Below are 14,049 nucleotides of genomic sequence, written 5' to 3' on the forward strand. Positions count from 1 at the left end.
TTGCATGCAATGTGGTTGCGATCACGCACGTCGCAACGCTGAATATGCATGAAGCGCGCATGAAAATGGCATATGGTGCGTGAAACACTCCGGAGACGCAGATGGACCGCGCGGACGTATCGATCCTGAACGCCCTGCAGAATGACGGCAGCCTGAGCAATGTCGCCCTGGCGGAGGTGGTGAACCTGTCGCCGTCGCAATGCTCGCGCCGCCGCAACGCCCTGGAACAGGAGGGGGTGATCGCTGGCTATCACGCCCGGATCAACCCGCGCTCGGTCGGCTTCGGCCTGCGCGCGATCACCCGGGTGAACCTGAGCGGTCACGGCAAGGAGGCCAGTTTCCTCGACTTCCTGAACGAGCGCGAGGAGGTCCGGGCCGCCCATTCGGCCTCCGGCGATGCGGACTACATCCTGGAGATCTATGTCCGCGACCTGGACGCGTTCGCGAGCTTCATCCACGACGCGCTGCTCCCGCATCCCCAGGTGGGGCACGTCCGCTCGGAGATCGTCCTGCGCACGGTCAAGAACAGCCCGGGCCTGCCGATCAGGTGAGGCGGCAGGCCGCTGACTGCGCAGCCGACGTCGGATGATGTCGCGCCCGAACGATCCCCTGCGTCCGGCATCGGTCGTATCTTGTTCGGCGGCGGGACTGTCGGTTACCGTCGAATTGGGTGCAGTTGGGGGGCGCTGTCCCGGCGGCCCGGACCACCGGCCCGCCCCTCACGAAGAAGGAGACCTCGGCCGTGGCGGAACCAGACGCGTTGGCGATCCCGACCATCGATATCTCACCGTTCCTGTCGGGCGATCCCGCGGGCAAGGATGCGGTCGCCCGGGCCGTGCGGGAGGCCTGCGAGAGCGTGGGCTTCCTGGTGATCTCCGGCCATGGCCTGCCGCAGGAGACCTTGAGGCGGGCGATCGGGTTGGGGATGGATTTCTTCGATCTGCCGCAGGAGGACAAGGACCGCTTCCATCCCACCGGTGCGGCCCGGCAGCGGGGCTATCACCGGGTGGCGACCCGCAACCTGGGCGCCACCCTGGGGGCCAAGACCCCGCCGGACCTGCGGGAATCCATTTTCCTGGGGCCGGTGGACGATCACTCCGCCCATTACGCGTCGCTGGCCGATGCCGAGACCGCCTATGCCGGCAACACGATCCCTGACGTGCCGGGCGGGTTCGACGCCGCGCTGGTCGACCTGTACCGGGCCTTCGAGCGGCTGTCGCGCGACATGATGCGGATCACCGCCCGGGCGCTCGACCAGGATGAGGAGGCGTTCGCGGCGATGCTGGATCGCCATTTCTCGATTTTCGGCATGCACCATTATCCGGTCCTCGGCACCGCGCCGGAGCCGGGACAGCTCCGGGCCGGCGCGCATACCGATTTCGGGGCGATGACCCTCCTCGCCATGACCGAGGGCAAGGGCGGCCTGGAGGCCCGGCTGGCGGACGGGGGCTGGGTGCCGGTGCAGCCGAAGCAGGGCGAGTTGGTGGTCAATCTGGGCGACATGATGCAGCGCTGGACCAACGACCGGTGGGTTTCGACGCTGCACCGGGTTGTGGTGCCGGATACCGGCGACGTGCAGAGCCGTCGCATGTCGATCGGCTACTTCGTCCACCCGAACTTCGACGCCGAGATCCGCTGCGTGCCGACCTGCCTGGGGCCGGGCGAGGCGCCACGCTACCCGACCATCACCGCCGGCGAGCATATCCGCCGCAAGATTGACGCCAGCCACAAGGCGGCGTGAGCGGTATCAGTCGGTCGGCGTCAGTCGGGCGGGGTCATTCGGCCGGGATCGGCGTGTCCGACAGCTCGGCGTCCACCGCGAGGTCGTAGGGGATGTCGTGGGAGATCAGGCCGCCGGTGAGCAGGGCCGCCTTCAGCCGCACGAAGGCGGTCGGCGGGAAGTGCGGCGTCTTCGCCCACAGCCCGACCCCGCGCAGGGTGCCGATGATCCGGGCCAGCGCCTCGGCCGACAGGTCGGGAAAATAGGGCTGCACCGTCGCCGCCATCTCGGCCGTGTCGGCGGCGTGCAGGTAGCGCAGGCTGCGGCCGATGCCCCGGATCAGCGCCCGGCAGGTCTCGCGCTCCCGCTCGGCGAAGGCGCGGGTGGTGTAGAAGCTGGTGAAGCCGACATCGCCCCGGGTGGCGAAGCGGTGCCAGACATGGCAGCCGTGCCCGGTGACCGCCCGGTCGGCATGGGGTTCGAAGACCTGGATCACGTCAACCTCGCCGCGGCCGAGCGCTTCCACGTTCTCGCCCATGGTGCGGTCGGGCGCACGGGCCCAGTCGCCGGGCATGACGCCAGCCCGGTCCAGGTCGTCCTGCAGGGTCATCCAGGGGGTCGGCACCTCCACCGCCACGCCCAGGCGCTTGCCCTTCAGGTCGGTGAAGCGGAACGCCGGATTGGGCTCGCGGCCGACCAGCACAAAGGGATCGCGGGCGACCACCTGGCCGAAGCAAACCAGAGGGCAATTCTCGCCGCGTTTGCGGGCCGCGTCATGGTGCATCATCACCCGCATCGGCCCACCCCAGGAGACGTCCGTCGCGCCGTCCAGCAGGCCCTGGGCGGTATACTCCGTGGAGGGCGACAGGGTGACGGCGACATCCACCCCATCGCGCGCCCAGTCCCCCCGCTCGATGGCGAGGTAGAAGGGCACGTAGCCGAGGGTGCGGAGGTTCTCGAAGAGGGTGATTCTGGGTCTGCTCATGGCCCGAGCATAGCAGCCGGACCGGAACCCGCCAGCCGTCGAATGAACCGGGCGGCCGGGTCGGATCGGGTGTTCGGTGGTGCCAATGAATCTGGTTTTTGCGCCGTGGGAATCCTGCTTTAGTGGATATCCAACGGTCGCGCAGTCGGTCACAGAACCGATGCGGACCATCAATTGGAGGCTTCACAAATGTCTAAGCTTACGCCCGCCTGGGCGCTCGGCTTGCTTGCGGCGGTCACGCTGACCGCGCCGGTGTCTTTCGCCGATACGCCCAAAGACACCCTCGTCGTGGCGACCACCATCGACGACATCGTGTCTCTCGATCCCGCCGAGGCGTTCGAGTTCTCCGGTGGCGACCTGCTCCGGAACACCTACGACCATCTGGTCGAGTTCAATCCGCTCGACCTGGCCGCCGGCTACCAGCCCGGGCTCGCCGAGTCCTGGACCGTCAGCGAGGACGGCAAGACCTTCACCTTCAAGATCCGCGACGGCATCAAGTTCCAGTCCGGCAACCCGGTCACCGCGGAGGACGCCGAGTTCTCCCTGCGCCGCGCGGTGCTGCTGGAGAAGACCCCGTCCTTCATCCTGACCCAGTTCGGCTTCACCAAGGACAACATCGAGGACACGATCAAGGCGACCGACGGCTCGACCCTGGTCATCACCACCGACAAGGTCTACGCCCAGTCCTTCGTGCTGAACTGCCTGACCGCTACCATCGGTGCCATCGTCGACAAGAAGACGGTCATGGCCAACGAGAAGGACGGCGATTTCGGCTATGAATGGCTGAAGACCAACACCGCCGGTTCCGGCGCCTATTCGCTGCGGTCCTGGAAGGCGAACGAGTCCTATGTGCTCGACGCCAACCCGGACTACTGGCGCGCCACCCCGGCGATGAAGCGGGTGTTCGTCCGCCACATCGCCGAGTCCGCCAGCCAGCGCCTGCTGCTGGAGAAGGGCGACATCGACGTCGCGCGCAACCTGACGCCGGAAGACATCGCCGCCATCTCGTCCAACGGCGACCTGAAGGTGGCCGAGGATCTGCGCGGCCGGATCGTCTACATGTCGCTGAACCAGACCAAGGCCCCGCTGAACGATCCCAAGGTGATCGAGGCCTTCAAATGGGCGGTCGACTACAAGGGCATGACCGAGACCATCCTGCGCGGCCAGTACACCGTGCATCAGGCCTTCCTGCCGCTCACCTATCTGGGCGAGTTGAAGGACCAGCCCTACAAGCTCGATATCGCCAAGGCGAAGGCGCTGCTGGCCGAGGCCGGCCATGCCGACGACGTGTCGGTGAAGATCAACGTGCGCAACGAGCCGTCCTATATGGCGATGGCGCAGGCGATCCAGGGCTCGCTGACCGAGGCGGGCATCAAGGTCGAGCTGACCCCGATGACCGGCAAGCAGTCGCTGGGCGAGTACCGGGCGCGGGAGCATGACGTCTATCTCGGCGCCTGGGGGCCGGACTATCCGGACCCGCACACCAATGCCGACACCTTCGCCCACAATCTGGATAACGCGGCCGAAGCGAAGCTGACCGGCAAGCTGGCCTGGCGCAACGCCTGGGACATCCCGGAGATGACGAAGCAGACCGAGGCCGCGGTGCAGGAGGCGGACCGTGACAAGCGCGCCGAGATGTACCGGGCGATCCAGAAGGAGCACCAGATGACGAGCCCGTTCGTCGTCATGTTCCAGAAGATCGAGCAGACCGGCCTGCGCAAGGGCGTCGAGAATCTGGTGACCGGCAGCGCGATCTCGTCGGTCTACTACTGGACCGTCACGAAGTAAGCGGACGCGATGAGCCTCACTGGTTCGCGTCCCGGCGGGAGGGGGGGCTGGCTCCCCTCCCGTCAGGGGCTCCTGAAGGGCGGCGGGGTGGTCGTGACCCTGGCGGTCACGCTGCTCGGCCTGCTCCTGATCACCTTCCTGATCGGCCGGGTGATGCCGATCGATCCCGTTCTCGCCGTCGTCGGCGAGCGGGCGACGAACGAGGTCTACGAGGCCACCCGCAAGGCGATGGGCCTGGACCAGCCGATCATCATCCAGTTCTTCACCTATATCGGCGAGGTGGCGCGCGGCGATTTCGGCACCTCGCTGCTGACCTCGCGCCCGGTGATCGAGGATATCGCCCGGGTGTTCCCGGCCACCCTGGAGCTGGCGACCGTCGCCACCCTGCTGGGCGTCGCGATCGGCATTCCTGCGGGCGTGATGGCCGCGGTGCATCAGGGGCGCTGGCCCGACCATGTGGTGCGGCTGCTGGGCCTGTTCGGCTATTCCATGCCGATCTTCTGGCTCGGTCTGGTCGGCCTGCTGATCTTCTACGGCAAGCTCGACTGGGTGGCGGGACCCGGCCGGCTCGACGTGTTCTTCGAGGACATCGTCCCCCAGGTGACCGGCGTCATCCTGATCGACAGCCTGATCGCCGGCGATCTCGAGGTGTTCTCTAACGCCCTGTCGCACATCATCCTGCCGGCCTCCGTACTCGGCTATTACTCGCTGGCCTATATCAGCCGCATGACCCGCAGCTTCATGCTGGAGCAGCTCGCCCAGGAATACATCACCACCGCCCGGGTGAAGGGCGTGTCGGAGGCGCGGGTGATCTGGGGCCATGCGCTCGGGAACGTCATGGTGCCGCTGATAACGGTCATCGCGCTCAGCTACGCCACCCTGCTGGAAGGATCGGTGCTGACGGAGATCGTCTTCGCCTGGCCCGGCATCGGCTTCTACATCACCAACGCGCTGCTTTCCGCCGACATGAACGCCGTGCTCGGCGGCACGGTGGTCGTTGGCATCGTCTTTGTGGGATTGAACCTGCTGTCCGACACTCTGTACCGGGTCTTCGACCCGCGCGCCCGGTGAGGGGAGAGCCATGAGCGCCCCCGTCACCCACACCGCCGCCCCCGGCCTGCGCGCCTGGCTGACCAGCGAGACGCCGTCCAGCCCGTTCCAGGCCCGCTGCATCCAGGTCTATCTCGGCTGGCTCGGGCTCGCCCGCAATCCGCTCGCCCTGCTGGGCCTGGCCATCGTCGTCGCCCTCGTCCTGGCGGCGATCTTCGCACCGGTCCTGGCGCCGCACGACCCGATCGCCCAGGACCTGCAGCGCCGCCTGCTGCCGCCGGGCACCCCGGGCAACATCCTCGGCACCGACGAACTCGGCCGCGACATCCTCAGCCGGCTGCTCTACGGCGCTCGGATCACGCTCTACGTGGTCGCGCTGGTCGTGGTGACCGCCCCGGTCTTCGGCCTGCTGATCGGCACGGTGGCGGGCTATGCCGGCGGCTGGGTCGACACCGTGCTGATGCGGTTCACCGACATCTTCCTGGCCTTCCCGCGCCTGGTGTTGGCCCTGGCCTTCGTCGCCGCCCTCGGCCCCGGCATCGGCAACGCGGTGCTGGCCATCGCGCTGACCTCCTGGCCGCCCTATGCCCGCATCGCCCGGGCGGAGACGCTGACGATCCGCAACTCCGACTTCATCTCGGCGATCCGGCTGCAGGGGGCGTCGCCGCTGCGCATCGTCACCGGCCATGTGGTGCCGCTCTGCCTGTCCAGCGTGATCGTGCGCGTCACCTTGGACATGGCCGGCATCATCCTGACCGCCGCCGGTCTCGGCTTCCTTGGCCTCGGCGCCCAGCCGCCGCTGCCGGAATGGGGGGCGATGATCTCCACCGGCCGGCTCTACATCCTGGACCAGTGGTGGGTCGCCACCATGCCGGGCCTCGCCATCTTCACCGTCAGCCTGGGCTTCAACCTGCTGGGCGACGGGCTGCGCGACGCCCTCGATCCGAGGTCCAGCCGATGAGCGGGCCCTTGCTGGAGGTGGAGGGGCTCAGCATCGACTTCCCCACCCGAACCCGCACGGTGCATGCGGTGCGTGACATCAGCTTCTCGGTCGGCCGCGAGAAGGTCGGCATCGTCGGCGAGTCCGGCTCCGGCAAGACCATGACCGGTCGCGCCGTGCTCGGCCTGATCCGACCGCCGGGGATCGTCACCGCCCGCAAAATGGCGTTCGACGGCATCGACCTGACCAAGCTGTCGGAGCGGGAGTATCGGCGGATCCGCGGCAACCGCATCGCCATGGTGATGCAGGATCCGAAATTCTCGCTGAACCCGGTGATGACCATCGGCAAGCAGATCGATGAGGCCTATCGGGTCAGTGCCGGCGCCCGCGGCGGGTCGGCCCGGAAGCGCACCCTGGAGATGCTGGAGGCGGTGCGCATCCGCGATCCGGAGCGGGTCTATAAGGCCTATCCCCACGAGGTGTCCGGCGGCATGGGCCAGCGGATCATGATCGCCATGATGCTGATCGCCGAGCCCGATCTGCTGATCGCCGACGAGCCGACCTCGGCCCTGGACGTGACCGTGCAGATGCAGGTGCTGGCGATCGTCGACGACCTGGTCAGCCAGCGGGGCATGGGGCTGATGTTCATCTCCCACGACCTGAACCTGGTCGCGTCGTTCTGCGACCGGGTGGTGATCATGTATGCCGGGCAGATCGTGGAGACCTGCCGGGCCTCGGAGCTGCACAACGCCACCCACCCCTATACGCGCGGCCTGCTGGCCTCGCTGCCGCGGGTGGACCAGCCGGTCGAACGCCTCTCGACCCTGGTCCGCGACGAAGCCTGGAAGACGGAGCCCGGTGTCGATGCCCGAATCCGCTGACATTGCTCTCCTGATCAGTCATCTCGACGTCCGTTTCGGCAAGGGCGAGGAGGCGGTTCACGCGGTGCGCGACGTGTCGCTCACCGTGCGTCGGGGTGAAAGTTTCGGCCTCGTCGGCGAATCCGGGTCGGGGAAGTCCACGGTGCTGCGCGCCATCGCCGGCCTTGCGGCCAACTGGACCGGTCGGATCACCGTGGACGGCACGGATCTCGGCCCGAAGCGGTCGAAGACCTTCTACGAGACCGTCCAGATGGTGTTCCAGGATCCCTACGGCTCGCTGCACCCGCGCCACACGGTCGACCGCACCCTGAGCGAGCCGGCGAAGATTCACGGTATCCGCAACATCGGCCCGCGCGTGGAAGCGCTGTTGCGGGATGTGGGCCTGGGTCCGGAGTTCCGGTTCCGCTATCCGCACCAGCTCTCGGGCGGCCAGCGCCAGCGGGTGGCGATCGCCCGGGCGCTGATGCTGGAGCCGCGCATCCTGCTGCTGGACGAGCCGACTTCGGCATTGGACGTGTCGGTGCAGGCGGAGATCCTGAACCTGCTGCAGCGCCTCAAGCAGGAGCACGGGCTGACCTACATCCTGGTCAGCCACGACCTGGCGGTGATCGCCCATATGTGCGACCGGCTGGCGGTGATGAACGCGGGCCGGGTGGTGGAGGAGATGGACGTCGACCAGCTCCGCCGCTCCGAGCCGCAGCACAACTACACCCTCCAGCTCCTCAACGCGTCGCTGGGCTACGACCGCGACACGGCGGACTCGCTGCTGACGTTCGATTGAGGGAGCACGGCCGGCCCGCCCCACGGCCGGCCCGCCCCCGCGTCATCCTGATGCAAATCAGGATCAAGCCGCGGACGTGTCGGCAGCTTGATCCTGGATCAAGTCCAGGATGACGGGCTGGGAGGATAGGAGAATATCAACAATCACCATGTGGCCCTGACCCCACCCCTCCCGCGACGGAAATCCCGTCAGGCTCCGTTGTACCGAGACCGACGTCCGGTCCTCGGCGTCGGACCCGTTTCAAACCGGTGGGATCCGTGACCGATAGCGAACCCCTCAAGGCGCCGAGAAAACCCCGGAGGCGCCCCCGCAGCAGCCGACGCTGGCTCATCCTTCTGCTGGCGATCGCCCTGGTCGGGGCGGGTGCGGCCGTCTATGGCCGTGACATCCTGCTCGACCCTGCCCCGACCGCCCCTCGCGCGGTGACGGTCGAGCGCGGCGCGCTGGAGCGCACGGTGACCTCGCTCGGCACCATCAAACCGCGCGATTATGTCGATGTGGGCGCCCAGATCTCCGGCCAGATCAGCAAGCTCTATGTGGAGATCGGCGACCAGGTGGAGCAGGGCGACCTGCTGGCCGAGCTGGACGCCCGGGTGCAGGAATCTCGGGTGGTCGCCGACCGGGCGCAGCTCGCGGATCTCAGCGCTCAGTTGCGCCAGCGCGAGGCGGAGCGCCAGCTCGCCCGGCAGCAGCACCAGCGCAACCAGCGCCTGTTCGCCGCCAAGGCGATCAGCGAGGACGAGTTGCAGATCGGGGCCGCCGGCCTCGCCGTCGCGGAGGCGTCGATCGAATCCCTCAAGGCGCAGATCGACCAGGCCCAGGCCACCCTGGATGCCGACGTCACCAACCTCGGCTATACCGAGATCCGCGCGCCCATGGCCGGCACCGTGGTCTCCCTCGACGCGGTGGAGGGCCAGACGCTCAACGCCAACCAGACCGCGCCGATCATCCTTCAGATCGCCGACCTGGATACCATGACCGTCTGGGCCGAGGTTGCCGAGGCGGACGTGGTGCTGTTGAAGCCCGGCACGCCGCTGTACTTCACCACCCTCGGCATGCCGGACCGCGAGTGGTACTCGATCGTCCGTCAGGTGCTGCCGACACCCGAGGTTGTCAACGATGTGGTGCTCTACAACGCGCTGATCGACATCGACAATTCCGACCGGGCGCTGATGTCGGAGATGACGGCCCAGGTGTTCTTCGTGCTCGACCGGGCCAAGAACCTGCCGGTGGTGCCGCTCGCCGCCCTGGCGCCAGGCCTCGACGGCAAGGGGCAGACGGTCACTGTGCTGCGTCCCGATGGCACCCAGGAGAAGCGGGCCGTCGAGGTGCGGCTGAGCAACCGGAGCATGGCGGCGATTTCCTCCGGCCTGGAGGGTGGCGAGCAGGTCGTTCTCCCGGGAACCAGCACCGCGGCCCGTGCTGCCGGACGGCCGGGCGGCTTCGGAGCCCGGCTGTGACCGGTACGCCCCTGCTCAGCTTCCGCGGCGTCGGCAAGCGCTATCGCTCCGGCGCTGGCGAGGTGGTCGCCCTCGACGCGATCGACCTGGACATCCATGACGGCGAGTTCGTCGCCATCATCGGCCAGTCCGGTTCCGGCAAGTCGACGCTCATGCACATCCTCGGCTGCCTCGACCGCCCGTCCCACGGCACCTACACGGTGCGCGGCATCGAGGTGGACGAGCTCGACGCCGACGGGCTTGCAAGCCTGCGCCGCGACGTCTTCGGCTTCGTGTTCCAGCGTTACAACCTCATCTCCACCCTGACGGCGGCGGAGAACGTGGAGCTGCCGGCGATCTACGCCGGCTCCAGCCAGGACCGTCGCGAGGAGCGGGCCGACGATCTGCTCGACCAGCTCGGTCTCGGCGACCGCGGCCACCACCGGCCGAGCCAGCTTTCCGGCGGCCAGCAGCAGCGGGTCTCCATCGCCCGCGCTCTGATGAACGATCCCGCTGTGATCCTGGCCGACGAGCCGACCGGCGCCCTGGACAGCCGCTCGGGCACCGAGGTGCTCGACATGCTGGAGCGTCTGAACAGCGAGGGACGCACGATCGTCATGATCACCCATGACCCCAACGTCGCGGCCCGCGCCCATCGGGTGATCCGGCTGCTGGACGGACGGATCGTGGAGGATACCGGCCGGGTCGACGCGGCCCGCGAGACCGGCCAGACGGTGGCCGAGGGCTGGATGCCCACCGCCTCCAGCCTGGCGACCCTGCCCGAGGCGGTGCGGATGTCCCTGCGCTCCTTGCGCGCCAACCTGTTCCGCAGCGCGCTGACCCTGCTCGGCGTGGTGATCGGCGTGGCGGCGGTGGTTACCATGCTGGCGGTGGGCGAAGGCAGTCGGGCCGACGTGCTCGGCCGCATCCAGTCCATGGGCACGAACCTGCTGCTGGTCCGGCCCGGCGCTCCCGGCGTGCGCGGCGACGGCGATACGGCAACGCTGGTCACGGCAGATGCCGAGGCGCTCAGGGGCGTGCCAGGCGTGGCCGCCGTCAGCCCGGAGAAGCGCGGCTCCTCGACCATCCGCTACGGCAATATCGACTACCGCTCGTCGATCCAGGGGGTGTGGCCGGACTATGCCCCGGCGCGGGACTGGGAGCTGGCGAGCGGCGGCTTCATCACCATGGCCGACGTGGACAGCTACGCCCCCGTCGCCGTGCTCGGCCAGACGGTGGTCGACAACCTGTTTCCCAACGGCGGCGAGCCGGTCGGCAGCTACATCCTGATCGGCAACATCCCGTTCGAGGTGGTCGGCGTGCTGGCGAAGAAGGGGGCGACACCCTTCGGCTCCGACCAGGACGACACGGTGCTGGTGCCGCTGACCACCGGCACGATGCGGATCTTCGGCCAGCCCCACCTCGGCACGATCACAGTCAAGGTGGCGGATCTGGAGACCGTGACGGAGACCGAGCAGGCCGTGAAGGACCTGCTGCTGGCCCGCCACCGCACCGAGGACTTCCGGGTGCACAACACCGCTTCCCTGATCCAGACCGTGGAGCAGACCCAGAACACCCTGACCATCCTGCTCGGCTCGGTGGCGGCGATCTCGCTGCTGGTCGGCGGCATCGGGGTGATGAACATCATGCTGGTCAGCGTCACCGAGCGGACCCGCGAGATCGGCGTGCGCATGGCCACCGGCGCGCGGATGCGGGACATCATGATCCAGTTCAACGTCGAGGCGCTGATCGTCTGCGGCATCGGCGGTTTGGCCGGTGTGGCGCTCGGCATCGCCGCCGGCCTTGCGGCCTCCAGCGTCGGCATCTCGGTCGTGTTCTCGACCGCCCCGGCGGTGCTCGCCTTCGTCTGCGCGGTGACGACCGGCCTCGTCTTCGGCTGGTTCCCGGCGCGCAAGGCCGCCCGGCAGGAGCCGGCGGTCGCCCTGACTGTGGAGTAACCCGATGTCTGTTCAACGGATCGCCGCCGCCCTCGGCCTGTGCCTTGTCGCCTCCGGCTGCGCCATCGCGCCGGGCCGGTCGACTCCGACGACGTCTGTCCCGGCCGTCTGGTCGCAGCCGGTGCCGGCAACGTCGCAGTTCCAGCAAGCGTTGGCCCCGAGCGCCGACTGGTGGCGCCGGTTCGGTAGCGCCGAGCTTGACCGGCTGATGGCCCAGGCCATGGCGGAGAATGTCGACCTAGCCACCGCGCGATACCAGATCCAGCAGGCCCGCGCGGCCCTGCGCGCGGTGGCCGCCGACCGGGTGCCGTCGCTCGACGCCTCCGCAAACGCTTCGCGCGACCAGAACCTAGACGGGGGCGGCTCGGACAGCGGCTGGAATGGCGGGCTGACCCTGTCCTACGACCTCGACCCGTTCGGCCGTCTGGATGCCCAGGTGGACAGCGCGCAATTCGCCCTGGAGGCCGAACAGTTCGGGCGGGAGGCGACCCGGCTGGTGATGGAATCCGATCTCGCGGCCCTGTACTTCACCGTCCTGTCGATCCGCCAACGCACGACGATCGCCCAGGAGAACCTGGCGGCGGCCGTGCAGGTGCTGGATCTGGTGGAAGCCCGGGTGCGGGCCGGTGCGGCAACGGAGCTCGACCTGGCCCAGCAGCGCTCGGCCGTGGCGGCCTTCCGCGCCCAGCTCGCCGCCCTCGATGAGCAGGACCGGGTCGCGATGAACGGGCTTGCGGTTCTGATCGGCCGCCCGCCGGGCGCCATTGCGGTACAGGAGACAGGACTGCAGGCCTTGTCCCTGCCGCGGGTCGCGACCGGTCAGCCGGCGGAATTGCTGCAGCGCCGGCCGGACTTGCGCCGTGTGGAAGCGACCCTGCGGGCGTCGGATGCCGATGTGGCGGCCGCCCGCGCGGCCTTCTACCCCAGTGCCACCATCTCGCTCGGTACCGCGGTCTCTGGCGCCTTCGACGGCGGGGTGTCGACCCTGGCAAGCCTGGCCGGTGGGCTGGCGGCGCCGATCTTCGACGGCGGCCGGCTCCAGGGCCAGCTCGACGGGGCGGAAGCGCGGCGGCTGGAACTGCTGGAGACCTACCGGGGGGCGGTGCTGACTGCGTTCCGGGAGACCGAGGACGCCATGGCCGGGGTCGATACCGGCAACCGGCGGGTCGCCGATCTGGCCGAGGCGGCGGAGCAGGCAGGCTACGCCTACGAGCTGTCGCGCATCCGCTACGAGGCCGGTGCGGCCGACTTCCTCACGGTCCTGGACGCCCAGCGCACCAAGCTGTCGGCCGACGACACGCTGGTTCAGGCCCGGCTGTCGACCTTTCTCTCGGCGGCGGACCTGTTCGTGGCCCTGGGCGGTGGTTGGGACGTGCCGCCGGCCGGAACCTCCCTCTCGTCCGCCGCTTTGGACTGACGCCCGGCGGTCAGTCGTTTTCCAGCAGGGTCGGCACGAGGACGTCGTAGAACCGTCGGATGATATGGGCCTGGCGGGCCGTGGCGACCGGGGTGAAGGCCATCCGGTCGGCGATGGAGAAGTTGGTGCCGAAGACGTTGAACTGCATCAGCCAGTAGGTGCTGGTGAAGGGCTCTCCGCCGATGATGATCGGGTGGCGGAGGATGGCGAGGTTGGTCTGGTCGGGTGCCTGCTCCAGGCGGACCAGTGGGCGGAAGAACGGCGTAATGTAGCCGCGCTCCCGCGCTACATCCTGCAGGCGCGGGTCGGCCGTGTGGACCACGCGGAACCTGAGCGGACCGTCGTTGCGGTGGACCGTGGCGAAGGTGAAGTCGTGTCCGGTGAGATACTTGCAATAGGCCTCGAAGGACTCGCACTTCGCCGCCATGGCGCGGGCCTCGTGCAGGCGGTGGGTCGGGTTGCTGTCGGGCATGTTGTGCATCGCGCCGGGCAGAACGGCGTCGCAGTCGCGCTCGAAGGCTGCGACCCAGTCCTCCGGCAGCGCCCGGGCGATACGCACCAGCAGGCGGTGGGAGGGGCGCCAGTCGTCGTGCAGGGTGCGGTGGGTCTGGCTGGTCGAAACGCCGGCGAGCAGCGCCAGCTTGTACGGAGCCGCCCGGTTCTCCTCGAGCCAGACCCGCGCCATCTCGGTCATTCGGAAGAAATCAAGTTCAACCTGATACAGGCATCTCGGCGTATAGAGAGTGTTCAAGTCATAGTCGAGATACGGTGAAAGATCGGTTGAACAGTCTTCCATTCCGGCAAACTTTCGTGGCTTCGATATCAATCGAACCAATCCGAGGAACTTGAGGGCTCGGGCGTATTCAGTGTACGACACGCTCACGGACCGCTGCGGGCCCACGCACGGAACCGTGACAGGCTACCGTCAGGGAAATGGTAGGTTATCCCTCTGATTCAAGAGGATACGGTGGCGCGACAACCCCCGTCGCCGGTCCGAGAAAAAGAAGTCTGTCCAGAAAATTCATCGGATCAGGTCTCGGCCCGTTTCTTACAGAAGTTATGGTATAGGGGCGCACTTCAGGTACATGAA

Annotated in this window: 12 protein-coding genes; 10 read left to right on the plus strand and 2 right to left on the minus strand. The window is 68.1% G+C overall.

Annotated elements, in window-relative coordinates:
- Positions 1-101: 101 nt before the first annotated feature.
- Together ACOQOP_RS03000 and ACOQOP_RS03005 are read left to right on the plus strand one after the other, a co-directional pair.
- Positions 102-551 carry an Lrp/AsnC family transcriptional regulator gene (locus ACOQOP_RS03000; RefSeq protein WP_420564834.1) on the plus strand — a complete coding sequence of 150 codons (450 nt, stop codon included), beginning with the start codon at positions 102-104 and terminating at the stop codon, positions 549-551.
- Between the two features lie 191 nt (positions 552-742).
- Positions 743-1,741, plus strand: a complete 999-nt coding sequence (locus ACOQOP_RS03005; RefSeq protein WP_420564835.1) for an isopenicillin N synthase family dioxygenase — start codon at positions 743-745, stop codon at positions 1,739-1,741.
- Positions 1,742-1,775: 34 nt separating this feature from the next.
- On the opposite strand, the gene ACOQOP_RS03010 is transcribed toward ACOQOP_RS03005, so the two are convergent.
- Complete coding sequence (locus tag ACOQOP_RS03010) at positions 1,776-2,705, minus strand: ABC transporter substrate-binding protein (protein WP_420564836.1); 930 nt, start codon at positions 2,703-2,705, stop codon at positions 1,776-1,778.
- Positions 2,706-2,894: 189 nt separating this feature from the next.
- Between ACOQOP_RS03010 and ACOQOP_RS03015 the strand changes: the two genes are divergently transcribed.
- From ACOQOP_RS03015 to ACOQOP_RS03050, 8 genes are all read left to right on the plus strand, one after another.
- Positions 2,895-4,493: an ABC transporter substrate-binding protein gene (locus ACOQOP_RS03015; RefSeq protein ID WP_420564837.1), complete on the plus strand. Its 1,599-nt coding sequence runs from the start codon at positions 2,895-2,897 to the stop codon at positions 4,491-4,493.
- 9 nt (positions 4,494-4,502) lie between these two features.
- Entirely contained in the window at positions 4,503-5,564 is a 1,062-nt protein-coding gene (locus ACOQOP_RS03020; protein WP_420564838.1) for an ABC transporter permease, read from the plus strand.
- 10 nt (positions 5,565-5,574) lie between these two features.
- On the plus strand, positions 5,575-6,504 hold the full coding sequence (locus ACOQOP_RS03025; RefSeq protein WP_420564839.1) for an ABC transporter permease: 930 nt from the start codon (positions 5,575-5,577) through the stop codon (positions 6,502-6,504).
- The gene (locus tag ACOQOP_RS03030; protein ID WP_420564840.1) at positions 6,501-7,364 is read left to right on the plus strand and encodes an ABC transporter ATP-binding protein; all 864 of its coding nucleotides are present in this window, start codon (positions 6,501-6,503) and stop codon (positions 7,362-7,364) included. Before ACOQOP_RS03025 ends, ACOQOP_RS03030 begins: the two co-directional genes overlap by 4 nt.
- Complete coding sequence (locus ACOQOP_RS03035) at positions 7,348-8,145, plus strand: ABC transporter ATP-binding protein (protein WP_420564841.1); 798 nt, start codon at positions 7,348-7,350, stop codon at positions 8,143-8,145. The genes ACOQOP_RS03030 and ACOQOP_RS03035 overlap by 17 nt, the downstream gene beginning before the upstream one ends.
- Before the next feature lie 257 nt (positions 8,146-8,402).
- On the plus strand, positions 8,403-9,605 hold the full coding sequence (locus ACOQOP_RS03040; RefSeq protein WP_420564842.1) for an efflux RND transporter periplasmic adaptor subunit: 1,203 nt from the start codon (positions 8,403-8,405) through the stop codon (positions 9,603-9,605).
- Positions 9,602-11,542, plus strand: coding sequence for a MacB family efflux pump subunit (locus tag ACOQOP_RS03045; RefSeq protein ID WP_420564843.1), 1,941 nt, complete (start codon positions 9,602-9,604; stop codon positions 11,540-11,542). Before ACOQOP_RS03040 ends, ACOQOP_RS03045 begins: the two co-directional genes overlap by 4 nt.
- Before the next feature lie 4 nt (positions 11,543-11,546).
- Positions 11,547-12,959 carry an efflux transporter outer membrane subunit gene (locus ACOQOP_RS03050; protein ID WP_420564844.1) on the plus strand — a complete coding sequence of 471 codons (1,413 nt, stop codon included), beginning with the start codon at positions 11,547-11,549 and terminating at the stop codon, positions 12,957-12,959.
- A gap of 10 nt (positions 12,960-12,969) precedes the next feature.
- Here ACOQOP_RS03050 and ACOQOP_RS03055 read toward each other — a convergent pair whose 3' ends face one another.
- Complete coding sequence (locus ACOQOP_RS03055) at positions 12,970-13,653, minus strand: hypothetical protein (RefSeq protein ID WP_420564845.1); 684 nt, start codon at positions 13,651-13,653, stop codon at positions 12,970-12,972.
- Between the last annotated feature and the right edge of the window lie 396 nt (positions 13,654-14,049).

The organism is Thalassobaculum sp., assembly GCF_965223715.1.
GTDB lineage: Bacteria > Pseudomonadota > Alphaproteobacteria > Thalassobaculales > Thalassobaculaceae > Thalassobaculum.